Annotated in this window: 30 protein-coding genes; 11 read left to right on the top strand and 19 right to left on the bottom strand. The window is 60.1% G+C overall.

Annotated elements, in window-relative coordinates:
- Window positions 1-12: 12 nt before the first annotated feature.
- Window positions 13-735, bottom strand: a complete 723-nt coding sequence (mtgA, locus tag ACYZT3_RS27945) for a monofunctional biosynthetic peptidoglycan transglycosylase (RefSeq protein ID WP_282383187.1) — start codon at window positions 733-735, stop codon at window positions 13-15.
- Window positions 736-808: 73 nt separating this feature from the next.
- Between mtgA and ACYZT3_RS27940 the strand changes: the two genes are divergently transcribed.
- From ACYZT3_RS27940 to trmB, 4 genes are all read left to right on the top strand, one after another.
- Window positions 809-1,180: a DUF423 domain-containing protein gene (locus ACYZT3_RS27940; protein ID WP_282383189.1), complete on the top strand. Its 372-nt coding sequence runs from the start codon at window positions 809-811 to the stop codon at window positions 1,178-1,180.
- A 181-nt stretch (window positions 1,181-1,361) separates the two neighbouring features.
- Window positions 1,362-1,562 carry a sulfur carrier protein ThiS gene (gene thiS, locus ACYZT3_RS27935; RefSeq protein ID WP_167394879.1) on the top strand — a complete coding sequence of 67 codons (201 nt, stop codon included), beginning with the start codon at window positions 1,362-1,364 and terminating at the stop codon, window positions 1,560-1,562.
- Between the two features lie 60 nt (window positions 1,563-1,622).
- Window positions 1,623-2,417, top strand: coding sequence for a thiazole synthase (locus ACYZT3_RS27930; protein ID WP_462031177.1), 795 nt, complete (start codon window positions 1,623-1,625; stop codon window positions 2,415-2,417).
- A gap of 9 nt (window positions 2,418-2,426) precedes the next feature.
- Window positions 2,427-3,152 carry a tRNA (guanosine(46)-N7)-methyltransferase TrmB gene (trmB, locus tag ACYZT3_RS27925; RefSeq protein WP_462031176.1) on the top strand — a complete coding sequence of 242 codons (726 nt, stop codon included), beginning with the start codon at window positions 2,427-2,429 and terminating at the stop codon, window positions 3,150-3,152.
- Window positions 3,153-3,508: 356 nt separating this feature from the next.
- Here the strand turns inward: trmB and ACYZT3_RS27920 are convergent, their stop codons facing one another.
- A complete protein-coding gene (locus tag ACYZT3_RS27920) occupies window positions 3,509-4,534 on the bottom strand; it encodes an IS110 family RNA-guided transposase (RefSeq protein WP_282383498.1) in 1,026 nt (341 codons plus the stop codon).
- Between the two features lie 154 nt (window positions 4,535-4,688).
- Between ACYZT3_RS27920 and ACYZT3_RS27915 the strand changes: the two genes are divergently transcribed.
- Complete coding sequence (locus tag ACYZT3_RS27915; protein ID WP_282382278.1) at window positions 4,689-5,477, top strand: hypothetical protein; 789 nt, start codon at window positions 4,689-4,691, stop codon at window positions 5,475-5,477.
- Between the two features lie 75 nt (window positions 5,478-5,552).
- On the opposite strand, the gene ACYZT3_RS27910 is transcribed toward ACYZT3_RS27915, so the two are convergent.
- The 9 genes from ACYZT3_RS27910 to ACYZT3_RS27870 form a co-directional block, all read right to left on the bottom strand.
- Window positions 5,553-5,876, bottom strand: coding sequence for a DUF3392 domain-containing protein (locus ACYZT3_RS27910; protein WP_084322429.1), 324 nt, complete (start codon window positions 5,874-5,876; stop codon window positions 5,553-5,555).
- 22 nt (window positions 5,877-5,898) lie between these two features.
- Window positions 5,899-7,104, bottom strand: a complete 1,206-nt coding sequence (gene hemW / locus ACYZT3_RS27905) for a radical SAM family heme chaperone HemW (RefSeq protein WP_462031175.1) — start codon at window positions 7,102-7,104, stop codon at window positions 5,899-5,901.
- Window positions 7,101-7,697: an RdgB/HAM1 family non-canonical purine NTP pyrophosphatase gene (rdgB, locus tag ACYZT3_RS27900; RefSeq protein ID WP_462031174.1), complete on the bottom strand. Its 597-nt coding sequence runs from the start codon at window positions 7,695-7,697 to the stop codon at window positions 7,101-7,103. Before rdgB ends, hemW begins: the two co-directional genes overlap by 4 nt.
- Window positions 7,694-8,128, bottom strand: coding sequence for a DUF4426 domain-containing protein (locus ACYZT3_RS27895; protein WP_282382293.1), 435 nt, complete (start codon window positions 8,126-8,128; stop codon window positions 7,694-7,696). The genes rdgB and ACYZT3_RS27895 overlap by 4 nt, the downstream gene beginning before the upstream one ends.
- Before the next feature lie 26 nt (window positions 8,129-8,154).
- Window positions 8,155-8,775, bottom strand: a complete 621-nt coding sequence (metW, locus tag ACYZT3_RS27890; protein ID WP_282382295.1) for a methionine biosynthesis protein MetW — start codon at window positions 8,773-8,775, stop codon at window positions 8,155-8,157.
- 7 nt (window positions 8,776-8,782) lie between these two features.
- Window positions 8,783-9,922 carry a homoserine O-succinyltransferase MetX gene (gene metX, locus ACYZT3_RS27885; protein WP_282382297.1) on the bottom strand — a complete coding sequence of 380 codons (1,140 nt, stop codon included), beginning with the start codon at window positions 9,920-9,922 and terminating at the stop codon, window positions 8,783-8,785.
- 192 nt (window positions 9,923-10,114) lie between these two features.
- Window positions 10,115-10,705 (bottom strand): YggT family protein, encoded by a 591-nt coding sequence (locus ACYZT3_RS27880; RefSeq protein ID WP_282382299.1) that lies wholly within the window; start codon window positions 10,703-10,705, stop codon window positions 10,115-10,117.
- 10 nt (window positions 10,706-10,715) lie between these two features.
- On the bottom strand, window positions 10,716-11,534 hold the full coding sequence (proC, locus tag ACYZT3_RS27875; protein ID WP_282382300.1) for a pyrroline-5-carboxylate reductase: 819 nt from the start codon (window positions 11,532-11,534) through the stop codon (window positions 10,716-10,718).
- A 33-nt stretch (window positions 11,535-11,567) separates the two neighbouring features.
- Window positions 11,568-12,266: a YggS family pyridoxal phosphate-dependent enzyme gene (locus ACYZT3_RS27870; protein ID WP_462031173.1), complete on the bottom strand. Its 699-nt coding sequence runs from the start codon at window positions 12,264-12,266 to the stop codon at window positions 11,568-11,570.
- 56 nt (window positions 12,267-12,322) lie between these two features.
- Between ACYZT3_RS27870 and ACYZT3_RS27865 the strand changes: the two genes are divergently transcribed.
- Window positions 12,323-13,357, top strand: a complete 1,035-nt coding sequence (locus ACYZT3_RS27865) for a type IV pilus twitching motility protein PilT (RefSeq protein ID WP_462031172.1) — start codon at window positions 12,323-12,325, stop codon at window positions 13,355-13,357.
- A 122-nt stretch (window positions 13,358-13,479) separates the two neighbouring features.
- Here ACYZT3_RS27865 and ACYZT3_RS27860 read toward each other — a convergent pair whose 3' ends face one another.
- A complete protein-coding gene (locus ACYZT3_RS27860; protein WP_282382304.1) occupies window positions 13,480-14,097 on the bottom strand; it encodes a C40 family peptidase in 618 nt (205 codons plus the stop codon).
- Between the two features lie 248 nt (window positions 14,098-14,345).
- On the opposite strand from ACYZT3_RS27860, the gene ACYZT3_RS27855 reads away from it, so the two are divergent.
- Window positions 14,346-14,765, top strand: coding sequence for an NINE protein (locus ACYZT3_RS27855; RefSeq protein ID WP_282382306.1), 420 nt, complete (start codon window positions 14,346-14,348; stop codon window positions 14,763-14,765).
- 41 nt (window positions 14,766-14,806) lie between these two features.
- On the opposite strand, the gene ACYZT3_RS27850 is transcribed toward ACYZT3_RS27855, so the two are convergent.
- The 7 genes from ACYZT3_RS27850 to gshB all read right to left on the bottom strand — a co-directional run bounded on the left by ACYZT3_RS27850 (window position 14,807) and on the right by gshB (window position 20,881).
- Window positions 14,807-16,078, bottom strand: a complete 1,272-nt coding sequence (locus tag ACYZT3_RS27850; protein WP_462031171.1) for a dihydroorotase — start codon at window positions 16,076-16,078, stop codon at window positions 14,807-14,809.
- Window positions 16,075-17,079 carry an aspartate carbamoyltransferase catalytic subunit gene (locus ACYZT3_RS27845; protein ID WP_007897943.1) on the bottom strand — a complete coding sequence of 335 codons (1,005 nt, stop codon included), beginning with the start codon at window positions 17,077-17,079 and terminating at the stop codon, window positions 16,075-16,077. The genes ACYZT3_RS27850 and ACYZT3_RS27845 overlap by 4 nt, the downstream gene beginning before the upstream one ends.
- Before the next feature lie 27 nt (window positions 17,080-17,106).
- Window positions 17,107-17,610, bottom strand: a complete 504-nt coding sequence (gene pyrR / locus ACYZT3_RS27840; protein ID WP_282382315.1) for a bifunctional pyr operon transcriptional regulator/uracil phosphoribosyltransferase PyrR — start codon at window positions 17,608-17,610, stop codon at window positions 17,107-17,109.
- 98 nt (window positions 17,611-17,708) lie between these two features.
- Window positions 17,709-18,146 carry a Holliday junction resolvase RuvX gene (gene ruvX / locus ACYZT3_RS27835; RefSeq protein WP_090178626.1) on the bottom strand — a complete coding sequence of 146 codons (438 nt, stop codon included), beginning with the start codon at window positions 18,144-18,146 and terminating at the stop codon, window positions 17,709-17,711.
- Entirely contained in the window at window positions 18,146-18,718 is a 573-nt protein-coding gene (locus ACYZT3_RS27830) for a YqgE/AlgH family protein (RefSeq protein ID WP_282382323.1), read from the bottom strand. The genes ruvX and ACYZT3_RS27830 overlap by 1 nt, the downstream gene beginning before the upstream one ends.
- Window positions 18,719-18,950: 232 nt before the next feature.
- Entirely contained in the window at window positions 18,951-19,850 is a 900-nt protein-coding gene (locus tag ACYZT3_RS27825; RefSeq protein WP_282382326.1) for an energy transducer TonB, read from the bottom strand.
- A 77-nt stretch (window positions 19,851-19,927) separates the two neighbouring features.
- Complete coding sequence (gene gshB / locus ACYZT3_RS27820) at window positions 19,928-20,881, bottom strand: glutathione synthase (protein WP_462031170.1); 954 nt, start codon at window positions 20,879-20,881, stop codon at window positions 19,928-19,930.
- Window positions 20,882-21,380: 499 nt separating this feature from the next.
- On the opposite strand from gshB, the gene pilG reads away from it, so the two are divergent.
- From pilG to ACYZT3_RS27800, 4 genes are all read left to right on the top strand, one after another.
- Entirely contained in the window at window positions 21,381-21,785 is a 405-nt protein-coding gene (gene pilG, locus ACYZT3_RS27815) for a twitching motility response regulator PilG (protein ID WP_282382370.1), read from the top strand.
- 57 nt (window positions 21,786-21,842) lie between these two features.
- Window positions 21,843-22,208, top strand: a complete 366-nt coding sequence (gene pilH / locus ACYZT3_RS27810; RefSeq protein WP_007897961.1) for a twitching motility response regulator PilH — start codon at window positions 21,843-21,845, stop codon at window positions 22,206-22,208.
- A 10-nt stretch (window positions 22,209-22,218) separates the two neighbouring features.
- Window positions 22,219-22,767 carry a chemotaxis protein CheW gene (locus tag ACYZT3_RS27805; RefSeq protein WP_282382331.1) on the top strand — a complete coding sequence of 183 codons (549 nt, stop codon included), beginning with the start codon at window positions 22,219-22,221 and terminating at the stop codon, window positions 22,765-22,767.
- 215 nt (window positions 22,768-22,982) lie between these two features.
- On the top strand, window positions 22,983-25,040 hold the full coding sequence (locus ACYZT3_RS27800; RefSeq protein WP_282382333.1) for a methyl-accepting chemotaxis protein: 2,058 nt from the start codon (window positions 22,983-22,985) through the stop codon (window positions 25,038-25,040).
- The last annotated feature ends 3 nt before the right edge of the window (window positions 25,041-25,043 follow it).

Raw genomic sequence — 25,043 nt, 5'->3', positions numbered from 1 at the left:
TGCATCAAAAAGTCACTGTGCCCAAGGTGCGCGGCGCGATTCATTAAGCCCAGCAAGGTAGCTGTCACCACCGAGCTGACTCATCTGCCGCCGAATCCATCCCGCTCGCCGTGCGACATAGTTGGTTGGATGACCGGCACTCCAAACGCGCGGGTTAGGCAGCACCGCAGCCAGCGAACTGGCCTGCTGCCGGGACAGCGAGCGAGCGCCGACGCCAAAGTGATGCCTGGCCGCTGCTTCGGCGCCAAACACACCGTCATCCCATTCAACGCTGTTGAGGTACACCTCGAGAATTCTCTGCTTGGGCCAGAGCACTTCGATCAGCCCGGTAAACCAGGCTTCCAGGCCTTTGCGTAACCAGCTGCGGCCCGACCACAGAAACAGATTCTTCGAGACCTGCTGACTCAGGGTGCTGGCGCCGCGAATCGATCCACCGAGCTCGTTGTGCGCCAGAGCGGCCTGGATCGCGCCAAAGTCAAAACCCCAATGCTCCGGGAATTTCTGATCCTCGCCGGCAATTACCGCGACTTTCAGGTCGTCGGAGATTTCATCCCAGGGTTTCCAGGTGCGTTGCAGGTCGATGGGTTCGCCGTCGAACCAGGATTCGACCTTGCGCTCGACCATCAAGGCCGTTCCAGGTGGTGGTACCACGCGAAAAATCAGAACCAGCAATACGCTGCCACCCGCGAACCAGAGCAGGGCCTTCGTGAATCGTCGCAAAAATAAACGCAGCATAGAGATGGCTTGGCCGAACCCGTTGAGCGGGCCATTATACAGACCCTGTTGATCGAGTCTGACTGGAGTTCTCATGCTGCGTGGCTTTCTGATGCTGGCCGCTTTTTTCGGCTTCACCGGCGTTGCCCTTGGCGCGTTCGCCGCCCACGGCCTGAAAAACCGTCTGACGCCCGAATACCTGGCGATCTTCCACACCGGCGTGACCTACCAATTGGTGCACACCCTGGCCTTGCTGGGCGTGGCATTGCTGGCCACGCAGATTCCCGGTCGTCTGATCACGTGGGCGGGTGCATCGTTTGTCATCGGCATTCTGCTGTTCTCCGGCAGTCTGTACCTGTTGACCATGACCGGCGTCAGCAAGTTAGGGATCATCACCCCCTTCGGCGGGCTGGCATTTCTGGTGGGCTGGTTCTGCCTGGGGCTTGCCGCCTGGCGGTTGAGCTGACCTTGTAGGAGCGAGGCTTGCCCGCGAAGGCGTCGGTTCATTGAGCATAGACATCGCCTGACACGACGCCTTCGCGGGCAAGCCTCGCTCCTACTGAATCTAGTTTCAAGACGAATGGCTTGGGTCACCTAGACTGATCGGGCTAGAATGCCAGCCCCTAAAAATGATGGCGGCATTCGGTATGCGCATTCAGTTGAACGGCGAATCCCTTGAACTGCCCGACGGCGAAACCGTTGCGGCCCTGCTGACCCGTCTGGATCTGACCGGACGCCGGGTGGCGGTCGAACTCAATCTGGATATCGTCCCGCGCAGCCAGCATGCCGACACCACGCTGAACGACGGCGACAATGTCGAAGTGGTACACGCCATCGGCGGCGGCTAGTCGCCCGGCCCGCAAGGGCACAGAATTCTGCAAGAACCTCACCCCTACAGAGGATTTCCCATGAGCATCGTTCGTAGCGACAAGCCCTTCGTCCTGGCCGGTCGTACTTACCAGTCGCGTTTGCTGGTAGGTACCGGCAAGTACCGCGACATGGAAGAAACCCGCCTGGCCATCGAAGCCTCGGGTGCCGAGATCGTCACATTCGCCGTGCGCCGCACCAACCTCGGCCAGAACCCGGGCGAACCGAACCTGCTCGAAGTCCTGTCGCCGGATCGCTACACCTTCTTGCCTAACACCGCCGGTTGCTTCGACGCTGCCGAGGCTGTGCGCACCTGTCGCTTGGCCCGTGAGCTACTCGGCGGCCACAACCTGGTGAAGCTGGAAGTGCTGGCGGACCAGAAAACCCTGTTCCCCAACGTGATCGAAACCCTCAAGGCCGCCGAAGTGCTGGTCAAGGAAGGTTTCGACGTGATGGTTTACACCAGCGATGACCCGATCATCGCCCGTCAACTGGCGGAAATCGGCTGCATCGCGGTGATGCCGCTGGCCGGTCTGATCGGTACAGGCCTTGGGATCTGCAACCCGTACAACCTGCAGATCATCCTCGAAGAAGCCAAGATTCCGGTGCTGGTGGATGCCGGTGTCGGTACCGCTTCCGACGCCACCATCGCCATGGAACTGGGTTGCGAAGCGGTGCTAATGAACTCGGCCATCGCCCATGCCCAGCAGCCGATCATGATGGCTGAAGCCATGAAACACGCCATCGTCGCGGGCCGCCTGGCCTACCTCGCCGGCCGCATGCCGAAAAAACTTTATGCCAGCGCCTCCTCGCCGCTGGATGGTCTGATCAAGTAAGAGCCATTGATGACTGAATCAAACGACACGCCAATCCAGACGGAAGAAGGCGAAGAGCGCCAACACCGCCGCATCAAGAGTTTCGTGATGCGCGCCGGGCGCATGACCGAAGGCCAGCAAAAAGGTTTGGAGCAGGGCACGCCGCTGTTCGCCCTGCCATTGGCCGATGCGCCGGTAGACTTCGACCAGGTGTTCGGCCGTTCGGCGCCGCGCTCCCTGGAAATCGGCTTCGGCATGGGTCATTCGCTTCTGGAAATGGCCGCGGCCTCGCCGGAACAGGATTTTATCGGCGTGGAAGTGCACCGTCCGGGTGTTGGTGCGCTGCTCAATGGCGTGCTCACTCAAGGCCTGACCAACCTGCGGGTCTACGATTGCGATGCGATCGAAGTACTCAACCGCTGCGTGGCCGACAACAGCCTTGATCGCCTGATGCTGTTTTTTCCGGACCCATGGCACAAGAGCCGTCACCACAAGCGCCGTATCGTTCAGGCGTCGTTCGCTGAACTGGTACGCAGCAAGTTAAAGGTCGGCGGTGTGCTGCACATGGCCACCGACTGGGAACCGTACGCCGAGTACATGCTGGAAGTGATGAACGTTGCGCCGGGTTACCGCAACCTGGCCGAAGACGGCAAGTGCGTCCCGCGCCCGGCCGAGCGCCCGATCACCAAGTTCGAACGCCGCGGCGAACGACTTGGGCATGGCGTGTGGGATCTGAAGTTCGAAAAACAGTCTTAAGCCTTACGCAACACCCCATGTGGGAGCGAGCCTGCTCGCGAAAGCGGTCTGACAGTCAACGATAATGTTGAATGTGACGACGCCTTCGCGAGCAGGCTCGCTCCCACATCTATGGTTACCCCCTTTTCTGCAATACTGTTTTTGATGCGTGTTTGGCTTGCTTTCATCTATCCGGCGTCTGAGTGGGGTTGTGGCCCCCGCGCCTCGATGAGAATCGATGCCCGACGATCCTAATTATTTGAACGGCCTTTCAGCCGTGTGGGAGCTCAGGGTTGTCGTCAGGCCGGTTGGCCGTTCACGTCATCTGTTATCCAGCATCGCAAAACCAGGTGGGTGGTGCTCGGGTGACAGCAGGGTCAGGCGTTCATCGCGGTTGGCCCTGCATCGAATTCAGTGTGGTGTGCTGCAATTGCCCAGGCGATCCTCGCCAGTTTGTTGGCCAGCGCGCAGACCACATGGTTGGAGTGATGGTGGGCCAATAGCTGACGGACCCAGTCCGCCAGCCAGCCTTTCTGGCGCTCCAGCTGCATCAAGTAAACACGGGCGCACTGGATGAGCAGGCGCCTCTGGTTTCGATCACCGCGCTTGCTGATGCCCAACAGCACGGTCTTGCCGCCCGTGGAATGCTGTTTGGGCACCAGCCCGATCGAGGCCGAATAGCCTCGACCGCATTTGAACTGTTTGCCATCGCCCAACTCGGCAGCCAGGACGCTGGAGGTGATCGGGCCGACACACGGCATGGTCATCAAGCGAGCCGCCAGATCATCTCCAGCGGCCTGGCATTCCACGTCCTTGTCCCGTTTTTTGACTTGACCGTCCAGGTAGTTGAAGTGCTCATGCAGCATCATCAGAATTTTTTTGAAGGGCTCAGGCACTGAACTCGCCTCAAGCAGTGCCGGAAGATCTTTGATGGATTTGAAGCCTGGGGCCAAGCTGACGCCAACTTCAAGAAGGGCTGCGTGAATCCGATTGACGGTCGCGGTGCGGTCTTTGATGAACGCATCGCGTGTCGAATTGAGCATGGCCAGCGCCTGCTGAGCCTGGGTTTTGGGGGGCACAAAACGCATCGTTGGGCGGGTCGCTGCCTCGCAGATCGCCTCGGCGTCAGCGAAGTCGTTCTTGTTGCTTTTCACATAAGGACGCACGAGATGAGGCGCAATGAGCTTGGGCGTATGTCCCAGCTTTGCGACCTCCTGCGCCATGAAGTGGGCGCCGCCACAGGCTTCCATCACGACGGTGCAGGGATCGAGGTTCGCCAGGTGTTGGATCAGCGCCACTCGAGTAAACTTTTTGCGCTGGAGTTCATGACCACGATCATCTTGAGCATGCAGGTGAAAGGAGTGTTTTCCCAGGTCGATGGCGGCAATAGCTACTTTGTTCATGGCAACGGTCTCCGATAGGCCCCCTGTGAAAGCTTAGTGGGCGATCACAGGGGGCGGCGGGGGTAGCCATTTCATTATTTGTTTTGTGTGGTGTTCAAGATCGGCGTTTGGCCGCCGAAAACTCTAGGTCCCCACTTGTAAAGGAAGACGGGTTTTGAAAGTCATCTTCGCCTGCACGCTATTTTTAAGTCTGCTGTTTTCTGCCGCTTGCGAACGCGTTGTCACGCCCGATGAATACTTTGCAATCGCCCAGAGAGTGGCCGACAAAATCAAGCGTGACGCCGATGAACGGTTAAGGCTGGAAGCCGCCGGGGAATCTGCTTTCAAGTACAGTCCAGAGCAGCTGCGCAATGCGGAAGGTGATTTGGAAGCGCTCGTAGACAATCTGAAACGAGCGTCTGATGGCGGACACACTGGAGCAACGTACTTTTTGGCCAACCTGCAGGACAACCCGATGTTCTCCGAGCGTACGCGCAAAGAGACGTGTGGTCTTTACCAAAAAGCCATGGACCAAGGCTTGCTGGCGGCTGCGGTTGGCTATTACCACTTGTGTGATAAGGCATACGAGAGGTTTGATCTGCACAACGCGGATCACCTGAAGTACTTGCAGTCGCTGGAGCAGTTGCTGCAAAAGCCCGACGCCCATGGTGACGCCTATCCGTTACCGGCCAAGCATTCCCTATGTTTCATGGACGAAGCGGCGCCCTTGCCGCAGCAGGGTGTGCTGGCGGCCATGCGGGCCCGCGCCGTCGCGCTGGTCCTGACAGAAGACCAATATCGGGCCGAGGCCAACTACATTCTGGCGCTGACGCGTGTAAACAAGAATGACCGGCCTGACAGCCAGAATATTGCCTATCTGGATGAAGCTGAAGCGCTGGGCTGCAACGACTTCCACGGGCTAAGCGCCATGATGCGCAATGCAGCCGGGTTATCCAGCAAGTAATAGAAAGCGAGTCAGTCCTAAATACAAAATGTGGGAGCAAGCTCGCTCCCACAGTTGTTTTGTGTGCACTCGGAATCAGCGGCGGTCGGCCACAACGCCAATCAACACCAGCACCACCAACAACACCGGCGCCAGGCTGTAGTTGTTGAACTGGCTCAGGCCTTTGATGATCCACGGCGTGGCGTAGATCAGCGCGACGCCGCTGCCGACCATGCACAGCAGGGCCATCAGCGGGACGCGCAAGGCGCCGGCGATGCTGCCCAGGCGTTGGTCGACCCAGCCTTTGATGTCCGCGCCGAACAGCACCAGCAAACAACCCACCAGCGCCAGCGAGATTTCCGAGAGGTTGCTGCGGCTCCAGCGGGAGACGGTGGCGAGCAGGTCGAGTATCAAGTCCATTCGTTTTCCCTTAAGGCTGAAATCAGCTCAGAAATGTCTGCAGCAAGTCATTGAGAAAGAGTTGTCCGCGCTCGGTGGCCGCCAGACGTGACGGTTCGACCTGCAACAAGCCACTTTGTTCGGCGACCCGGCGGCCTTCGGCGAGGCTTTCCAATGCAAGCCCGGTGCGCTCCGGATACAGCCGCGATTCAACACCTGCCGTCAGGCGCAAGGCGTTCATCAGGAACTCGAACGGCAGCTCTTCATTGGTCAGGGCTTTCTCCCCGGCCTTGAAGCTTTTGGCCGGGTTGAGGTAGTCCTTCGGCAGACGGGTTTTCCAGGTACGGACGATGCGCCCGTCCGGATGGCTGAGCTTGCCGTGAGCCCCGGCACCGATGCCGATGAAGTCGCCGAAACTCCAGTAATTGAGGTTATGCCGCGCCGCACGATCGGCCTGTGCATAAGCCGAGACTTCGTATTGCGCGTAACCGTGTTCGGCTAACAGCGCCTGGCCGGCTTCCTGAATGTCCCACAGGGTGTCGTCTTCCGGCAGCGTCGGCGGCTGGTTCCAGAACACCGTGTTCGGTTCCAGGGTCAGCTGATACCAGGACAAGTGGGTCGGCTTCAGGGCAATGGCCTGGCGCAGGTCGCTCAGGGCGTCGTCCAGGGACTGATCGGGTAAACCGTGCATCAGGTCCAGATTGAAGTTGTCGAACCCGGCCTGACGGGCCATGCCAGCGGCACGTACCGCTTCGTCACCGTTGTGAATCCGCCCCAGCGCTTTGAGTTTCTCCTCCTGAAAGCTCTGGATGCCGATCGACAGGCGATTGATGCCCAGCGCCCGGTAAGCGACGAACTTCTCTTGTTCGAACGTCCCTGGATTAGCTTCCAGGGTGATTTCGATGTCGCTGGCAAACGGAATGCGTTGCTCGACGCCTTTGAGCAAGCGGCCCAATGCCCCGGCGCTGAACAGGCTCGGCGTGCCGCCACCGAAGAAGATCGAACTCAGCTCACGGCCGTAAACCGCATGCAGGTCCTGATCGAGGTCGGCGAGCAGCGCGTCCACATAGTCTTCTTCCGGCAGCACCGGGCTGGCGGTGTGGGAGTTGAAGTCGCAATAAGGGCATTTGCGCACACACCACGGGATGTGGATGTACAGCGCCAAGGGCGGCAGCGTTGGCAGCGCGGCCCGTGGCGATTGTGCGTCGCCGCCGAAGATCAGCGGCGATGCGGATGAGTCGAGGATCATTTCAGGCCCAGACGCTGGCGCAGCAGATCCATTGCACGGGCGCGGTGGCTGATGAGGTTCTTGTCGCTGGGGCTCAGCTCGGCACTCGAGCAATCGCGCTCCGGCACCCAGAACAGCGGATCGTAACCAAAACCATGCTCACCGCTGGCCTCGGTGAGGATACGCCCGTGCCACAGGCCTTCGCAGAGGATCGGCAACGGATCGTCGGCATGCCGCACCAGCGCCAGCACACAGACGAACTGAGCACCGCGCTCGTCTTGCGGCACGTCTTTCAACACATCGAGCAGTTTGGCGTTGTTCGCCGCATCGCCCTGGCCGTCGGCGTAACGGGCCGAGTAGATACCCGGCGCACCGCCGAGGAAATCCACTGCCAACCCCGAATCGTCGGCCAGCGCTGGCAGGCCGGAGATGCGCGCAGCATTGCGGGCCTTGAGGATGGCGTTTTCGACGAACGACAGGCCGGTTTCTTCAGGTTCGACGCTGCTGAACTCGCCGATCGAGCGCAGTTGCACCGATTCGCCGAGCATGGCCTGAAGTTCCTTGAGTTTGCCGGCGTTATGGCTGGCCAGTACGAGTTGCGTGAAATTGATCATTGGCCGGGGAAAAGCTCTTGTTGGAAACTGATGGTGTTGGTTTTGTCGCCCGTCTGCACCTTGATGTCAAAGGTGCGAATTTCCTGCTGATCCACCGGGAACTGGGCGATGTAGTACACCGCGCCTGTTTCAGTGATTTGTTTGAACTTCAGCGGGATGCTTTGGCTGGTCAGGTCTTTGACCGCGCCGCTGACCTGAGCCGTCTGTGGTTTCCCTTCCTTGAGTACCGAGACGTTGATCACGCCCTGATTCTTGCTGCGGGTCAGCTCGGCCGCTTTGGCGATATCCGGTGTCAGGAAGGTGGAATTGAAGGTGTTGTAATGCACCGTCACGTCGCCAAAGGTTTGCTTGCGCTCGCCCTTGATAACATCGGCGGCCATGGTGGTAATGCTCAGGCAGGCAGTAAGTACAAACAGCGCTAGACGACCCATGATCGTTCTCCTCGAAGTGTCGTGACTCAGACCGCGACCTTGTGGTCTTGCAGCCCGGGGCTGCTGACGCGGTAAATACCGATTTCACCTAATAGATTAGGCCATAGCTTACTGGCCCACCCGTGACGGTGCTGTTGATCCACGGCAAGCCGATCAATGACCTTTGCTTCACGTTCGCGACACAACGCTTCAAAGTCTTCGAAGGTGCAAAAGTGGATGTTCGGCGTGTTGTACCAGGTGTACGGCAGAAAATCGGACACCGGCATCCGGCCCTTGCTCGCCAGGTACCAGCGGCAGCGCCAGTGACCGAAGTTGGGGAAGGTGATGATGCACTGGCGACCGACGCGTAGCATTTCGTCGAGGATCTTGTCCGGGTAGTGCACGGCTTGCAGTGCCTGGGTCATGACCACGACGTCGAAGCTGTTGCTGGCAAAGTTGCCCAGACCCTTGTCCAGGTCCTGCTCGATGACGTTGATGCCCTTGGCCACACACTCGGCAATGTTGTCCGGGTCGTTTTCCAGGCCATAGCCGGTGACTTGCTTGTTTTCACGCAGCCAGGTCAGCAATTCGCCATCACCGCAACCGAGGTCGAGCACGCGGCTGCCGGCGGGGATCCATTCCTGGATGATTTCCAGATCGGCTCTCATGTCTTCCTCAAAGCGAAACACGGTTCATGTAATTGCTAAACGCCTGCAGGTAGCGCGGGATCGGAATCAAGAAGGCATCGTGGCCTTGCGGAGCGTCGATCTCCAGGTAACAGACGTCTTTTTTGGCCGCCATCAGCGCGTCCACCAGTTCCCGCGAACGGGCAGGGGAGAAGCGCCAGTCGGTGGTGAAGGACATCACGCAGAACTTGGCCTGGACGTTGGCGAAGGTTTTCGCCAGGTCATCGTCGAAGTTCGCCGCCGGATCGAAGTAGTCCAGCGCCTTGGTCATCAGCAGGTACGTGTTGGCGTCGAAACGCCCGGAGAACTCTTCGCCCTGATAACGCAGGTAGCTTTCGACCTGGAACTCCACGCTGTGGAAGTCGTAGTTGAGCTTTTCGCTCTTCAGGCCCCGGCCGAATTTCTCGCCCATGGAGTCGTCGGACAGGTACGTGATGTGTCCGACCATCCGCGCCAGCATCAAACCGCGCTTGGGGATCACGCCCGCTTCCTGGAACGAACCGCCGTGGAATTCGGGGTCGGTGAGGATCGCCTGGCGCGCCACTTCGTTGAAGGCAATGTTCTGCGCCGACAGCTTGGGTGCCGAGGCGATGGCCAGGCAGTGCCGAATGCGATCAGGGTAAGTGATGCTCCACTGCATGGCCTGCATGCCACCGAGACTGCCGCCGATCACGGCAGCCCATTGGCTGATGCCGAGCAGGTCTGCCAGGCGCGCCTGACTGTGAACCCAGTCTTCTACGGTCAGTACCGGGAAGTCGGCGCCAAACGGCTTGCCGGTGTCCGGATTGACGCTGCTCGGGCCGGTGGAGCCATTGCAACCGCCGAGGTTGTTCAGGCTGACCACGAAGAACTTGCTGGTGTCGATTGGTTTGCCGGGGCCGATGCAGCTGTCCCACCAACCGGGTTTGCGGTCGTCGGGGCTGTGGAAACCGGCAGCGTGGTGGTGGCCGGACAGGGCGTGGCAGATCAGCACGGCGTTGCTCGCCGTGGCGTTCAGCGTGCCGTAGGTTTCGTAGATCAGGTCATAAGCTGGGAGCGAACGGCCGCAGGCCAAGGCCAGGGGTTCGCTGAAGTGCGCCACTTGCGGCGTCACCAGACCAACAGAATCGGTGGGGAAGGCAGCTGGCATCGACCCTGCTCTCGTTGAAATGAGGCGTAAGTCTAAAGACCGCTGCCTTTAGCAGCAAGCGACAACCCATGATCGTTCCCACGCTCTGCGTGGTAATGCCTCAATGGACGCTCTGCGTCCGATTCGGCAGGGACGCGGAGCGTCCCGGGCTGCATTCCTTTGCTGCGCGTGGGAACGATCATGCGCCAAGGGTCAGATCAGCAAACGGAGGATTTCCGGCATCATCGTCATGGCGGCGAGGTTGTTGATCACCAGCATGTCGATCAGCTTGAGCACCATGAACGCCAGGATTGGCGAGATATCCAGTCCGCCAAGGTTCGGCACGACCTTGCGGAACGGCGCCAGGGCCGGTTCGCAGATCTGGTTCACCAGCTCGGCGCCAGGGTTATGGCTGCCCGGTGCGACCCACGACAGGATCACGCTGATGATCAGGGCAAAGAAGAAAATCTTCAGGAACAGCGCGGTCACGCCGATCAGCGACCAGATCAGCAATTGCAGCGGGTTGCCGATAGTGCCGTAAGTCAACAGCAGGGTCAGGGCCATCAGCGCCAGTTGCACGAGGATCGCCAGCACCAGCGAGGACATGTCCAGGCCGAACATGCTCGGGATAATCCGGCGCAGTGGCTTGAGCAGCGGCTGAGTGGCTTTCACGGCGAACTGGCAGAGCGGGTTGTAGAAGTTCGCGCGTACCAGTTGCAGCACAAAGCGCAGCAGCACGATCAGCAGGTACAGGCTGCCGAGGGTTTGCAGCACGTAGACCGCTGCAGTGTTCAATCCAATCATGTAAGGCTCCTTATTGACCCAATTGTTCGGCCATCTCGGCCGAGCGGTGCGCAGCGGCGCCGAGTGCTTTTTCTACCAGGGCTTCGAAGCCGCCGGCCTGGAACGACTTGATCGCCGCTTCCGTCGTGCCCGCAGGCGACGTCACGCGGCGACGCAGTTCAGCAGCGTCGACGTCACTGGCCACTGCCATGTGAGCGGCGCCCAAAGCGGTTTGCAGGGTCAGTTGTGCAGCGGTTTCCGGCGGCAGGCCAAGTTTCACGCCCGCGGCGGTCATGGCTTCGATCAGCAGGAAGAAGTACGCCGGGCCCGAGCCGGAAACAGCGGTGACCGCGTCCAGTTGCTGCTCTTCGTTCAGCCACAGGGCGATGCCGACAGCCGACAGCAGCTCTTCAGCTTGCTGGCGTTGTTCGGTTGTCACTTGAGCCGTGGCGAACAAACCGCTCACGCCCTGACGCACCAGCGCCGGGGTGTTGGGCATGCAACGCACGATTGGTTGGGCGCCGAGCCAGTTGTTCAGGCTGGCGCAGGTGATGCCGGCAGCAATCGAGACCACCAGTTGATTCGGTTTCAGGCTTGGGCGAATCGCTTCGCAGACGGCTTTCATCGCTTGGGGTTTGACCGCCAGTACGACGACGTCGGCGCCCTTGATGGCGTCGCTGTTGTCGGCGAGTACTTCAACGCCGTGTTCAGCGTTCACTTTGGCGCGGGTTTCAGCGCCCGGATCACTGGCGCGAATCTGCGCGGCGTCCAGACCTTTGGCGCGCAGGCCGCCGATCAGGCTGGCGGCCATGTTGCCGGCACCGATAAAGGCAATACGAGTCTTGCTCATGTCAGGTCCTTATAAAGAGAGGCGCGAGCCACGTTATGGCTGGCCATGCATTTGTTGAGCGCCGCGAGCACCGAACAGGGCCGTACCAATACGGACCCACGTGGCGCCCATGGCGATGGCCGACTCGAGGTCGTGGCTCATGCCCATGGAAAGTGTGTCGAGCGGCAGGTTCAGGCTGGCTTGCAGGCGCTGCACGGCAGCAAACGCGGCATCCTGGGCGGCGCGGTCTTCAGTCGGCTCGGGGATTGCCATCAACCCACGCAGCTTGATGCGTGGCAGTTCGCTGATGGCATTGGCCAAGGCTGGCAGGTCGGCCGGGGTGCAGCCGGACTTGCTGGCTTCACCGCTGACGTTGACCTGGATACAGATGTTCAGTGGTGGCAAATCGGCAGGACGTTGTTCGGACAGGCGTTGTGCGATTTTCAAACGATCCACGGAATGCACCCAGGCGAAGTGCTCGGCGATAGCGCGAGTCTTGTTCGATTGAATGGGGCCGATGAAGTGCCAGATCAAGGGCAGGTCGGCCAATTCGAGCTGTTTGCTCAGGGCTTCCTGCAGGTAGTTCTCGCCAAAGTCGCGGATACCGGCGGCATGCGCTTCACGCACGGCCTCGGCCGGCTTGGTCTTGCTCACGGCCAGTAGCTGGACGCTGTCTTCATCGCGCTTTGCGGCGACGGCAGCGGCGTGGATGCGTGAACTAACCTGAAGAATGTTGTCTGCTATCGTGGACATCAAGAGGCGCCAGCGGTCTGAAGGTTGGCGGCATTCTACTGGAATTGAGGAGCGCTATGGATATCACTGAGCTGCTGGCCTTCAGCGCTAAACAAGGCGCGTCCGACCTGCACCTGTCCGCCGGCCTGCCGCCGATGATTCGGGTCGACGGCGATGTGCGGCGCATCAACCTGCCGGCCCTGGACCACAAGCAGGTTCAAGCGCTGATCTACGACATCATGAACGACACGCAGCGGGTGGACTTTGAGAAGCACCTGGAGACCGACTTCTCCTTTGACGTGCCTGGCGTGGCGCGTTTTCGGGTTAACGCGTTCAACCACAATCGCGGTGCTGGTGCGGTGTTCCGGACCATTCCGTCCAAGGTCCTGAGCATGGACGATCTCGGTATGGGGGAAGTGTTTCGCAAGATTACCGAAGCGCCGCGGGGGCTGGTGCTGGTGACCGGTCCGACCGGTTCCGGCAAATCCACCACCTTGGCGGCGATGATCGATCACCTGAACACCCATCGCCATCACCACATCCTCACTATCGAAGACCCGATCGAGTTCGTCCACGAGTCGCGCAAATGCTTGATCAACCAGCGTGAAGTCCATCGTGATACTCGCAGTTTCGCCACGGCACTACGCTCGGCCCTGCGGGAGGACCCGGACGTGATTCTGGTCGGTGAGATGCGCGATCTCGAGACCATTCGCCTGGCGTTGACCGCCGCCGAAACCGGTCACCTGGTGTTTGGCACGCTGCACACGACATCGGCGGCAAAAACCATCGACCGAGTGGTGGACGTGTTTCCGGGGGACGAGAAGTCGATGGTCCGTTCGATGCTTTCCGAGTCATTACTGGCGGTAGTGTCGCAGACGCTGGTCAAAAAGATCGGCGGCGGGCGGATCGCAGCCCACGAAATCATGCTCGGTACGTCAGCGATCCGTAACCTGATCCGCGAAGACAAGGTGGCGCAGATGTACTCATCGATTCAGACCGGGGGAAACCTGGGAATGCAGACGCTGGATATGTGCTTGAAGGAGCTGGTGACCAAAGGGTTGATCAGCCGCGAGCATGCGCGGGAGAAGGCGCGCACGCCGGATAACTTCTGAAAGAAGTTGATCGTTCCCACGCTCTGCGTGGGAATGCCTCTACGGACGCTCCGCGTTCGGCTCTGAAAGGGACGCGGAGCGTCCCAGGCTGCATTCCCACGCAGAGCGTGGGAATGATCGAGTTAGCGCTGAACAACCTGTAAGGTGTTCTTCTCTTTCGGCATAACCCGCTTGGCAACCACGTAGTGTTTTTGCCAGTACGGTTTTTTCAGGGTGTCGATGCTCACCGACTTGCCACGACGCGGTGCGTGGATGAAGCGGTCGTTGCCCAGGTAGATGGCAACGTGATTGACCCGACGGCTCTTGAGGTTGAAGAAGATCAGGTCGCCAGGCTTCAGGTCCTTGCGATCGACTTTCTCCCCATGACCGCTGGCCATGGCGTTGGAGGTGCGCGGCAGGTCAAACGTGGCGTCGTTGAACGCGTATTTCACCAGGCCACTGCAGTCGAACCCTTTGCTTGGGCTGCTGCCACCCCAACGGTACGGAGTACCGAGGACGTTCACTGCGCGGCTCAGCACGTTGCTGCTTTCCTTGGTCGCCATCGGCGGAACCAGGCTGCTTTTGCTGCTCAGTTGGGGAGAGCGTTTTACGGTCTGTTTGTTTTTGCTCGAAGGAGCAGAAACATGGGATTTTTGGGTATAACCATTAACGTCAGGAAGACGTTGCTCACGATTGGTGGCGTGGGCGGCCAGTGGCATCAAAAGGCAAATGGTTAGCCATGTCTTGAAAAATGGACGCATTAGGCAAGGCTCATATAAGTTAGCGCGCAACTTTATAACAGCTTTTTTGCCCCTTCCGAGGCCGTTGGTCGATTCAACTTGAGGTCAACGGAACCAAATAAGCGGCAAATGGACGCAATTGTCGGACACAAGTCAGGTGGCACAAGGCTTTGACGGAGACAAGGTAACATCTGCCATATGTCGGCCACCTGTAAAAAAGTCACAAAGAATTCAAGAATATTTATCTATCGTGTGAATCGAGGTCCTTCATGAACACCTATCAACAGCCCGTTCCGCAGCAAGACACGCACAGCAAAATGATTGGTTACCTGCTGTGGATTTTGGGTTTTACCGGCGCTCACCGCTTCTATTACGGCAAGCCGGTGACCGGGACGATCTGGTTCTTCACCTTCGGTCTGTTGGGTATCGGTTGGCTGATTGATTTGTTTCTGATCCCGGCCATGGATCGCGAAGCAGACCTGCGTTTTACCGCCGGACCTATTGAGTACAACGTGGCGTGGATTCTGCTGACATTTCTTGGGGTATTCGGCGTACATCGGATGTATCAGGGCAAATGGATCAGCGGGTTGCTGTATCTGGTGACGGGCGGGTTGTTCTTTCTGGGGGTGCTGTATGACTTCTGGACGCTGAATGATCAGGTGTCGATTCGTAATGCGCAGAACCGTTGATGATCGTTCCCACGCGGAGCGTGGGAATGATCAGGTCGCGCTTACGCCTGGTGGCTGATCCGTCCATCCACCAGGGTGTAACGCACCACACCCGGCAAGCTGTGGCCAATGAACGGGCAGTTTTCGCCCTTGGACAGCCAGGTTTCACCGGCCACGGTCGAAGCCGCCGGATCGAACAGCACGATATCCGCTGGTCCACCCACCGCCAGTTTGCCCGCCGGCAGGCGCAACGCCTCGGCAGGTCCGGTGCTCAAGCGCGCCAACAGCGTTGGCAGGTTCAGCAAACCGTCTTCCACCAGTGTCATCGCCAACGGCAGCAGCAGTTCAACGCTGCTGATGCCCGGCTCGGTGGCACCGAACGGCGCCAGTTTGGCGTCACGTTCGTGGGGTTGGTGATGACTGGAGATCGCCGACACCACACCCGATTTCACAGCTTCGCGCAGGCCGTCGCGGTCGGCGCGGGTGCGCAGCGGCGGCTGGACGTGATAGAGGCTGCTGAAGTCGATTAGCGCTTCGTCAGTCAGGATTAGCTGATACAAGGCCACATCGGCGGTCACCGGCAGCCCGCGAGCCTGGGCCTGAGCGATCAGCTCCACGCCACGAGCGCTGGTGAGCTGGCTGAAGTGCGCGCGCACGCCACTTTGCTCGACCAGCAGCAGATCCCGGGCCAGAGCCACGGTTTCAGCGGTTTCCGGAATGCCCGGCAAACCGAGGAAACTGGCGGTCGGGCCTTCGTGGGCCAGGCCACCTTCGGCCAGGTCATGGTCCTGAGAGTTGAAAATCACCGTCAGGTCGAATGTGGCGGCGTATTCCAGCGCCCTGCACAGCGTGCGGGTGTTGCGAAAGCTCTCCAGGCCGTTGCCGAAGGCTACGCAGCCGGCATCACGCAAGGCAACGAGCTCTGCAAGCTGTTCGCCGTCCAGGCCTTTGCTCAGGGCGCCGATCGGGAAGACTTTGGTGTTGCCGGCCTCGCGGGCGCGGTCGAGGATCAGTTCGGCCACGGCCGAGGTGTCCAGCACCGGTTTGGTTTTCGGCGGGCAGCACAGGCTAGTGACACCGCCGGCCGCAGCGGCGCGGGTTTCGCTGGCAATCGAGCCTTTGCGGCTGTAACCCGGCTCGCGCAGGGCGACGTTCAGGTCAACCAAGCCAGGCGCGGCCACCAGACCTTTGGCGTCGATGGTCTCGACTGGGACAAAACCGGTCGGTGCCGCGCCAAGGGCGACGATCTTGCAGGCTTCAACGTGGATATCAGTCACGTGATCCAGGCCGCTGGCCGGATCGATAACGCGTGCGCCGAGAATGCTGAGCTTCACTGGGCGTTCTCCTGCTCGAATTGGCGCTGGGCAGTCTGCCCGCTCATGGCCATGGACAACACGGCCATACGAATCGCGATGCCGTAGGTGACCTGGTTGAGGATTACCGAGTGCGGGCCGTCGGCCACCGCCGACTCAATCTCCACACCGCGGTTGATCGGCCCCGGGTGCATGACGATGCAATCCGGCTTGGCCCCGGCCAGGCGCGCGGTGGTCAGGCCGAACAGGCGGTAGAACTCGCCTTCGCTCGGCAACAGGCCGCCGGTCATGCGCTCGCGTTGCAGGCGCAGCATGATCACCACGTCGACGTCCTTCAGGCCTTCGGTCATGTCGGTGTAGACCTTCACGCCGTATTGCTCGATGCCGATCGGCAACAGAGTTTTCGGCGCGATCACGCGGATGTCCGGGCAACCGAGGGTTTTCAGGGCCAGCATGTTCGAGCGCGCCACCCGCGAGTGCAGGATGTCGCCGACGATGGCCACCGAAAGATTTTCGAAGCCGCCCTTGTGCCGACGGATGGTGAGCATGTCGAGCATGCCTTGGGTCGGGTGGGCGTGACGGCCGTCGCCGCCGTTAATGATCGCCACTTGCGGGCAGACATGTTCGGCAATGAAGTGCGCCGCACCGGAATCACCGTGGCGCACGACGAACATGTCAGCGGCCATGGCTTCAAGGTTGCGCAGGGTGTCGAGCAGTGTTTCACCCTTGCTTGCCGACGAGGTGGACACGTTCAGCGTGATCACGTCTGCCGACAACCGCTGGGCCGCCAGTTCAAAAGTAGTACGTGTGCGGGTGGAGTTCTCGAAGAACACGTTGCACACGGTCTTGCCGCGCAGCAACGGGACTTTTTTCACCGCCCGGGCGCCGACTTCGAGGAACGAGTCGGCGGTGTCGAGGATTTCCGTCAGCAGCTCGCGGCGCAAACCGTCGAGCGAGAGGAAGTGGCGCAGCTGGCCCTGATCATTGAGCTGCAGCGGGCGCTTGGTTTCTAGAGGCGTCATCGCGAGGGGGACTCTCAATAGGGCGAATTAAAGGGCGAGGTCTTGCAGTTCGAGCTTCAGTTCCGGGCCGGACAGTTTCACCCGCTCGTGGGCCGCCAGCGACAAGGTCGCGCCGACCACATTCGGGCGGATCGGCAGCTCGCCGGCGTCCAGGTCCAGCAGGCACACCAGCGTCACGCTGGCCGGGCGACCGTAGTCGAACAGTTCGTTCAGGGCGGCGCGGATGGTCCGGCCGCTCATCAGCACGTCGTCGATCAGCACCAGGTCCTGGCCTTCGATCTCGAACGGCAGCGCGGATGGGCGCACTTGCGGGTGCAGGCCGTTCTGGCTGAAGTCATCGCGGTAGAAGGACACGTCCAGGGTACCCAGGGGCGAGTCGCTGCCCAGTTCATCGAGCAACGCCTGGGCGACCCAGACGCCGCCGGTGCGAATGCCGATGTAACGCGGTTCGCTGATGCCACGGTGTTCCAAGTGTGCCTTGAGACGGATCGCCATCTGGCTGATCAGTTCGGCGGGATTGGGCAGGCTCATGGTTGCTCCTTCTTGGGCCCGAGCCGGTGCGTGCGGGGTTTGGCTCGGGTTTTCGCTATAGAGAGACGCTTACAGCGGCTCTTTAGAATTAGATGCAGTCAGGACTCGAACAGTGCGCTGTTTTCGTCGAGCCAGCCTTGCAGCAGCAGGGCGGCGGCGATGGCATCGACCGGGTTGTCGCGGTAGCTGCCCTTTTGTCCGCCACGATCACGCCGTTCGCCCTTGGCTTCGAAGGTGGTGAGGCGTTCGTCGTGGGTATAGAAGGGCAGGTTGTAGCGGCCGTTGAGGCGGCGGGCGAATTTCTCCGCGCGCAGGCACATGTCGCTCGGTGTGCCATCCATGTTCAGCGGTAGGCCGACGACTACAGCATCCGGTTTCCACTCTTTAATCAGGGCTTCGACCTGATTCCAGTCGGGAATACCATTTTGTGCCTTCAAGGTGCACAGCTCGCGGGCCTGGCCGGTAATCACCTGGCCGACCGCAACGCCGATCTGTTTGGTGCCGTAGTCGAAACCCAAAATCAGGCGCAGGGCCATCAGGCGTGCCCCGCCTGGCTGGTCAGCAGGCTGAGATTGACGCCCAGGTGCTTGGCCGCTGCTTCCAGGCGCAGTTCGCTGCTGGTGTTGAACAAAATATCGGCTTCGAACGGGCAGGTCAGCCAGGCGTTCTGGGCCAGTTCGGCTTCAAGCTGCCCGGCTTCCCAGCCAGCGTATCCGAGGGCGATCACGCTTTTTGCCGGGCCGACGCCGTCAGCGATGGCGAACAGCACATCCTGGGAGGTGGACAGGGAAAGGTCGCCCTCCAGATCAACGGTCGCCTGAAACGTCTTGCCCGAGGGGTGCAGGACAAAACCGCGATCGGTCTGCACCGGGCCGCCGATGAAGATCGGCACATGCTGACAGAGCAACGGCGGTTCGATGTCGGGGCGCAGTTGCTCGAGGATATCGGCCAGATTGAGGTCTTGCGGACGATTGACCACCAGCCCCATGGCACCATTGGCCGTGTGCTCGACGATATAGGTCAAGGTGTGCGCAAAGTTCGGGTCGACCATGTGAGGCATGGCGATCAGGAAGTGATGCTTGAGGTAGCTGGGGCTGACGTTCTTCATGAGCGCTAGTGTGGCGTTGGAGGGGGGAACTGACAAGCTGGGGATGCACGGGAAATGCTGTCGCACACCCCTGTAATTGGATGGACTCGCCCAAGCCGAGGCGTCAATGCGCCACGGTGGCAGTCTAAACAGCTATACGTCATTTACTCAGGAGGACCGTGTTTTGTGGGTTTGCGAGGACTGCGTCCTCGAACGCAGGCTTCGCCAGCTGCTACAGAGAGCGTGCCGTCCCTTAATTACTGGACAACTTGTCCCCGCGAGCAAACTTCCACGTTCGAATAATTTCCAGACGATCGATATCCGACAAATCCCCGGTAAACGGCGAAAACGGTGCCGCCAGCCGCACGATGCGCTGGGCGGCCTGATCCAGCAGCGGTTGCCCGGATGACTCCAGCACCAGCACTTCATAGAGCGAGCCGTCGCGGTTGATCGAAACCATCAGGCGCAAATTGCCGTAAATCTGTTTGCGTCGGGCTTCGTCCGGGTAATTCAGGTTGCCGATGCGCTCGACCTTCTTACGCCACTCGTCCTTATACCAGGCGCCCTTGTCGCGCATGGTCGATGCGGCGCTCAGGCGGTGAATGCGCGGGCGCTTGGCGTACAGTTGCTGTTCATTGGCCAATTCCGCTTCCAGGCTGGCGATGTCGCTGGACAGCTGTTCACTGTCGAACGTCGGCGCGGCCACTGCGGGTTTGGTGACCGGCTTCGGTTCTTCGGTTTTGGCCGCGGCTTTTTTCGGCTTCGGCGCGACGGTCGTCACAGCTGCCTTGGGCGCCGCTTCCCGCACTTCGGGCTTGGCCGCCGGCGGTGGGGTGACTTTCTGCACCTTGTTGTCCTGGAAAGGCGCGACCTCGGTGGTCTTGGGAATCGCCTTTTTATCCAGGGTGCCGCTGCCTTGCTGATTCTCCTGGGCGAGGAAATCGGCTTTTTCAGGCTTCTTTTCGCTCTTGAAGGTGGCGAGGGTGATTTCCAGGGTTTTGCTGATTTGCTTGGGTTCGACGATGGTGAACCCGACGCCCAACAGCAAGGCCAGGTGAATCAGCGCCGCGAGAAACAGGGTAAAACCGAGGCGATCGGCCGGGCGCACGCCACGGTGGGCGAGTTCAGCGGGCAGATCGGACGGGAGTGTCATGACAAAAAAACCAACATCGCGTTTTTCACAGGCCGCGGATGATAACGCAATGTGGGTCGTTTCTTGGCTGTTCTATCTCAACGGGCCTTGAGCTTCTGATCGATGGCATCCATCAACAGGCCACCGATGTCGGTGCCAAACGCATTATCAATCTCGCGAATGCAGGTCGGGCTGGTGACGTTGATTTCCGTCAGATGCTCGCCAATTACGTCAAGGCCGACGAACAGCAGACCCTTTTCACGCAGGGTCGGGCCGACTTGTGCGGCGATCCAGCGATCTTTCTCGGTCAGCGGGCGGGCTTCGCCACGGCCGCCGGCGGCGAGGTTGCCACGGGTTTCACCGGCGGCAGGAATTCGCGCCAGGCAGTAATCCACCGGTTCGCCGTCGATCATCAGGATGCGCTTGTCGCCATCAACGATGGCCGGCAGATAACCCTGAATCATGATCTGCTGTTTGCCATGCAGGGTCAGGGTTTCGAGGATCACCGACAGGTTCGGATGGCCGGCGGTGTGACGGAAAATCGATGAGCCACCCATGCCGTCCAGCGGCTTGAGGATCACGTCGCCGTGGTGATCGGCGAATTCACGCAGGACGTCCGGGCGACGGCTGACGATAGTCGGCGGCGTGCACTGCGGGAACAGCGTGGCGAACAGTTTTTCGTTGCAGTCACGCAGGCTTTGCGGCTTGTTGACCACCAATACGCCAGCACGCTCGGCTTGCTCCAGCAGGTAAGTGGAGTAGACGAACTCCATGTCGAACGGCGGATCCTTGCGCATCAGGATCACGTCCAGGTCGCTCAGCAGCGCGTCGGTCTCGGCGTCGAGTTCGAACCATTTTTGCGGGTTGGCGAAGACTTTCAGCGGACGCATCCGCGCACGCGCGTCACCTTCGGCCTGGTACAAATCGCTCTGTTCCATATAGAACAGTTCCCAGCCGCGCTTCTGTGCGGCCAGCAGCATGGCCAGCGAGCTATCCTTTTTATAGGAAATGCTGGCGATTGGGTCCATGACAATCCCGACGCGAACGCTCATGGGTTTTTCCTCGAATTGGGTGGTCCGAATGGACACGAAAAAGTGGCGTCAGAGTGGCGCTGAGTGTGTTCCCGGTCAAGGAAAAACCACTGCGCCAGTCGCCCGATAGATTGGATTTGGAGACTGTGCTAAAAAGGCTGCCATATCGTGCCAGGGGGCGTTCTCAATCAGTTTCCCCACCGCGCCGGGTCTGCTGTTGTGCAGGGCAAGGCGCGAGAAGCGTGGTTTGGTCATTCCAAATAAGCTTCGAGCAACGCTGCCCTGCACAACAGCAGACCCGGCCCTTCGGGTTGTGCCTTAAAGCGGGCCAGGCTGCGTTGCAGGCCTTGGAAAGGGAACAACCATTCCCAGCGGCCTGCGCCTTGCCTGGCCCGCTTTAAGGCGACAACGCGGCGGGGAAACTGACTGAGAACGCCCCCTACCTTGAACATCAAGGGTTTCGAGCCTCCGGTTATCGGAAATGGACAATTTGATTCGCAAAGGCGACGGCAGAGCATTTATGGAACAGCATTCCAGCGCCTTGAAGGTCATGGTGATCGACGATTCGAAGACGATTCGCCGCACCGCCGAAACGTTGTTGAAGAACGTGGGGTGTGAAGTGATCACGGCCATCGATGGTTTCGATGCCTTGGCCAAGATTGCCGACAATCACCCCGGCATCATCTTTGTCGACATCATGATGCCGCGTCTGGACGGCTATCAGACCTGCGCTTTAATCAAGAACAACAGTGCGTTCAAGTCCACGCCAGTGATTATGCTGTCGTCCAAGGACGGGCTGTTCGACAAGGCCAAGGGGCGAATCGTCGGCTCCGACCAGTTTTTGACCAAGCCTTTCAGCAAGGAAGAACTGCTGAACGCGATCCAGGCCCATGTACCGGGCTTCGCCGCCGTTTTGCCGCACTAGGACACGCACAGTGACGCTCGGCCAGCGGGCCCGGCGTCGACAAGAATGGGGAAGACCATGGCACGTATTCTGATCGTCGATGATTCGCCGACTGAAATGTACAAACTGACCGGCATGCTGGAAAAGCACGGTCATGAAGTGTTGAAAGCCGAAAACGGTGCCGACGGCGTGGCCCTGGCCCGTCAGGAAAAACCCGACGCGGTGCTGATGGACATCGTCATGCCCGGCCTCAATGGTTTCCAGGCGACCCGCCAGCTGACCAAAGACCCGGAAACCGGGCACATCCCGGTGATCATCATCACCACCAAGGATCAGGAAACCGACAAAGTCTGGGGCACGCGCCAGGGCGCGAAGGATTACCTGACCAAACCGGTCGACGAAGACACCCTGATCAAGACCCTGAACAACGTGCTGGCCGGTTGACCGTCCGGCCATGACCGAGTCGCTGACTGCCTTCGAACTGCTGCTGCAGATCGACCAGCGTTGCCGTGTGCTGGCGGCGGACTTGCCGTCCCAGCCGACCCGACAAGACAGTTGGAGCGGCATCGGCTTTCGGCTGGGCGAGCACTGGTACGTCGCGCCCATGGGCGAAGTCAGCGAAGTCTTGCATGAGCCGCGGTTCACGCAATTGCCGGGGGTCAAACCTTGGGTCAAGGGCGTTGCCAACCTGCGCGGGCGTCTATTACCGATCATCGAACTGTGCGGCTTCTTTTCTGGTTATGAGCTTGGCCATGAGTTGTCGGCGGTGCGTAGGCAGCGGCGGGTGTTGGTCGTGGAACACAACGAGGTGTTTGCCGGGTTGATGGTCGATGAGGTTTTCGGCTTGCAGCACTTTGCCCAGAACAGTCTGGAACCGGTAGAGACCTTGAGTGGCCCGATTGCACCGTTCATCAAAGGCCGGTTCCAGCGTGAGCAGAGCTGGCAGGTGTTCAGCCCGTTTGCATTGGCGCAGTCACAAAGCTTTATGCACGTAGCGCTGTAAACGCGAACGCATTGCCTTATGTAGCAGCTGCCGAAGGCTGCGTTCGAGGGCGAAGCCCTCGCAAAATCAGGCGGCGTGTTTTTTCAGATGCACCGTAGCGCCAGAGTTGACGACCGCTTCGCAGTCGGACGCAGGCTTTGCCAGCTGCTACAAGGGATCGCGTAGGTGTCGAGGATTGGCGGTCACAGAGAATTCAGCTGTTCAGGCGAGGACCGATGATAAAAGCAAAAACAGGCAAGCCAGAAGGGTCGCGCAGCCGGTCACAGATCATCGCGCTGTTCATCGCGCTGATCGTCTTCATCATGCTGCTGTTCGCTAACTTCGCTTACCTCAATACCCAGGCCACGTACGATAAACAGTACATCGGCCACGCCGGCGAGCTGCGCGTGCTGTCTCAGCGCATTGCCAAGAACGCCACCGAAGCCGCTGCCGGCAAGGCAGCGGCGTTCAAACTGCTGAGCGATGCGCGCAATGACTTTGCCCAACGCTGGGGCTATTTGAAGAAAGGCGATCCCTCCACCGGCCTGCCGCCGGCACCTTCCACCGTGCGCCCGGAAATGCGCGCCGTGCAACTGGACTGGGAACGCCTGCTGAAAAACACCGACGCGATCCTCTCCAGCGAACAGACCGTGCTGTCGCTGCATCAAGTCGCCGCGACCCTGGCCGAAACGGTGCCGCAGTTGCAGGTCGAGTACGAAAAAGTCGTCGAAATTCTCCTCCAGCGCGGTGCCCCGGCCGCACAGGTCGCCATGGCCCAGCGACAATCGTTGTTGGCTGAACGGATTCTCGGTGCGGTGAACACCGTGTTGTCCGGCGATGAAAATTCGCAGCAGGCCGCCGACGCCTTCGGGCGCGATGCTGCGCGATTCGGCCAGGTACTCACCGGCATGCTCCAGGGCAATCCGGCGTTTAAGGTCAGTCAGGTTGAAGACCGTGACGCGCGCGCGCGGTTGATCGAGATTTCCGAGCTGTTCGAATTCGTTTCGGGCTCGGTGGATGAAATCCTCGAAACCTCGCCGGAACTGTTTAAGGTCCGCGAATCGGCCACCAACATTTTCACCCTGTCGCAGACCCTGCTCGACGAAGCCTCACACCTGGCCGGCGGTTTCGAAAACCTGGCGGGCGGGCGCAGCACCGACACCATTGGCGGGTATGTGCTGGGCCTGCTGGCACTGATGTCGATCATCCTCATTGGCCTGGTGATGGTTCGCGAAACCAATCGTCAGTTGCGCGAAACCGCCGAGAAGAATGAACGCAACCAGAACGCGATCATGCGCCTGCTCGACGAGATCGAAGACCTGGCGGACGGCGACCTGACCGTGACCGCCTCGGTGACCGAAGACTTCACCGGGACCATCGCTGACTCGATCAACTATTCCGTGGACCAACTGCGCGATCTGGTGGCAACCATCAACCTCACCGCTGGCCAGGTCGCTGCCGCCGTGCAGGAAACCCAGGCCACCGCCATGCACCTGGCGCAGGCTTCGGAGCATCAGGCGCAGCAGATTGCCGAAGCCTCCACCGCGATCAACGACATGGCCCAGTCTATCGACCAGGTCTCGGCCAACGCCGCCGAATCCTCAGCGGTGGCCGAGCGCTCGGTGGAAATCGCCAACAAGGGCAATGAGGTGGTGCACAACACCATCCACGGCATGGACAATATTCGCGAGCAGATTCAGGACACCGCCAAGCGCATCAAGCGTCTCGGCGAGTCTTCTCAAGAAATCGGCGACATTGTCAGCCTGATCGATGACATTGCCGACCAGACCAACATCCTTGCGCTCAACGCGGCGATCCAGGCCTCCATGGCCGGTGATGCCGGGCGCGGTTTTGCGGTGGTTGCCGATGAAGTCCAGCGGCTGGCCGAGCGCTCGTCTGCCGCCACCCGGCAGATCGAAACCCTGGTGCGAGCGATTCAGACCGACACCAACGAAGCCGTTATTTCCATGGAGCAGACCACCACCGAAGTGGTGCGCGGCGCGCGTCTGGCGCAGGATGCCGGAGTGGCCCTGGAAGAAATCGAAGGCGTGTCGAAGACCCTCGCAGCGCTGATCCAGAGTATTTCCAACGCAGCGCAGCAACAAACGTCTTCGGCCGGTCAGATTTCCCTGACGATGAACGTGATCCAGCAGATCACCACGCAGACATCGTCCGGCTCCACTGCCACCGCCGAGAGCATTGGCAACCTGGCGAAGATGGCCAGCCAGCTGCGGCGTTCCGTGTCCGGGTTCACCTTGCCGGCCGCCAAGCCCCAGGCCGCGGATAAAGTGTGAAGC

Source organism: Pseudomonas sp. MDT1-16 (assembly GCF_054898115.1).
This window is presented reverse-complemented; position numbering and strand designations above follow the sequence as displayed.

Excerpts from the sequence above, each read along its gene's own strand:
- mtgA (WP_282383187.1), bottom strand. The coding sequence starts at position 735 with ATGCTGCGTTTATTTTTGCGACGATTCACGAAGGCCCTGCTCTGGTTC.
- ACYZT3_RS27940 (WP_282383189.1), top strand. The coding sequence starts at position 809 with ATGCTGCGTGGCTTTCTGATGCTGGCCGCTTTTTTCGGCTTCACCGGC.
- thiS (WP_167394879.1), top strand. The coding sequence starts at position 1,362 with ATGCGCATTCAGTTGAACGGCGAATCCCTTGAACTGCCCGACGGCGAA.
- ACYZT3_RS27930 (WP_462031177.1), top strand. The coding sequence starts at position 1,623 with ATGAGCATCGTTCGTAGCGACAAGCCCTTCGTCCTGGCCGGTCGTACT.
- trmB (WP_462031176.1), top strand. The coding sequence starts at position 2,427 with ATGACTGAATCAAACGACACGCCAATCCAGACGGAAGAAGGCGAAGAG.
- ACYZT3_RS27920 (WP_282383498.1), bottom strand. The coding sequence starts at position 4,534 with ATGAACAAAGTAGCTATTGCCGCCATCGACCTGGGAAAACACTCCTTT.
- ACYZT3_RS27910 (WP_084322429.1), bottom strand. The coding sequence starts at position 5,876 with ATGGACTTGATACTCGACCTGCTCGCCACCGTCTCCCGCTGGAGCCGC.
- hemW (WP_462031175.1), bottom strand. The coding sequence starts at position 7,104 with ATGATCCTCGACTCATCCGCATCGCCGCTGATCTTCGGCGGCGACGCA.
- rdgB (WP_462031174.1), bottom strand. The coding sequence starts at position 7,697 with ATGATCAATTTCACGCAACTCGTACTGGCCAGCCATAACGCCGGCAAA.
- ACYZT3_RS27895 (WP_282382293.1), bottom strand. The coding sequence starts at position 8,128 with ATGGGTCGTCTAGCGCTGTTTGTACTTACTGCCTGCCTGAGCATTACC.
- metW (WP_282382295.1), bottom strand. The coding sequence starts at position 8,775 with ATGAGAGCCGATCTGGAAATCATCCAGGAATGGATCCCCGCCGGCAGC.
- metX (WP_282382297.1), bottom strand. The coding sequence starts at position 9,922 with ATGCCAGCTGCCTTCCCCACCGATTCTGTTGGTCTGGTGACGCCGCAA.
- ACYZT3_RS27880 (WP_282382299.1), bottom strand. The coding sequence starts at position 10,705 with ATGATTGGATTGAACACTGCAGCGGTCTACGTGCTGCAAACCCTCGGC.
- proC (WP_282382300.1), bottom strand. The coding sequence starts at position 11,534 with ATGAGCAAGACTCGTATTGCCTTTATCGGTGCCGGCAACATGGCCGCC.
- ACYZT3_RS27870 (WP_462031173.1), bottom strand. The coding sequence starts at position 12,266 with ATGTCCACGATAGCAGACAACATTCTTCAGGTTAGTTCACGCATCCAC.
- ACYZT3_RS27865 (WP_462031172.1), top strand. The coding sequence starts at position 12,323 with ATGGATATCACTGAGCTGCTGGCCTTCAGCGCTAAACAAGGCGCGTCC.
- ACYZT3_RS27860 (WP_282382304.1), bottom strand. The coding sequence starts at position 14,097 with ATGCGTCCATTTTTCAAGACATGGCTAACCATTTGCCTTTTGATGCCA.
- ACYZT3_RS27855 (WP_282382306.1), top strand. The coding sequence starts at position 14,346 with ATGAACACCTATCAACAGCCCGTTCCGCAGCAAGACACGCACAGCAAA.
- ACYZT3_RS27845 (WP_007897943.1), bottom strand. The coding sequence starts at position 17,079 with ATGACGCCTCTAGAAACCAAGCGCCCGCTGCAGCTCAATGATCAGGGC.
- pyrR (WP_282382315.1), bottom strand. The coding sequence starts at position 17,610 with ATGAGCCTGCCCAATCCCGCCGAACTGATCAGCCAGATGGCGATCCGT.
- ruvX (WP_090178626.1), bottom strand. The coding sequence starts at position 18,146 with ATGGCCCTGCGCCTGATTTTGGGTTTCGACTACGGCACCAAACAGATC.
- ACYZT3_RS27830 (WP_282382323.1), bottom strand. The coding sequence starts at position 18,718 with ATGAAGAACGTCAGCCCCAGCTACCTCAAGCATCACTTCCTGATCGCC.
- ACYZT3_RS27825 (WP_282382326.1), bottom strand. The coding sequence starts at position 19,850 with ATGACACTCCCGTCCGATCTGCCCGCTGAACTCGCCCACCGTGGCGTG.
- gshB (WP_462031170.1), bottom strand. The coding sequence starts at position 20,881 with ATGAGCGTTCGCGTCGGGATTGTCATGGACCCAATCGCCAGCATTTCC.
- pilG (WP_282382370.1), top strand. The coding sequence starts at position 21,381 with ATGGAACAGCATTCCAGCGCCTTGAAGGTCATGGTGATCGACGATTCG.
- pilH (WP_007897961.1), top strand. The coding sequence starts at position 21,843 with ATGGCACGTATTCTGATCGTCGATGATTCGCCGACTGAAATGTACAAA.
- ACYZT3_RS27805 (WP_282382331.1), top strand. The coding sequence starts at position 22,219 with ATGACCGAGTCGCTGACTGCCTTCGAACTGCTGCTGCAGATCGACCAG.
- ACYZT3_RS27800 (WP_282382333.1), top strand. The coding sequence starts at position 22,983 with ATGATAAAAGCAAAAACAGGCAAGCCAGAAGGGTCGCGCAGCCGGTCA.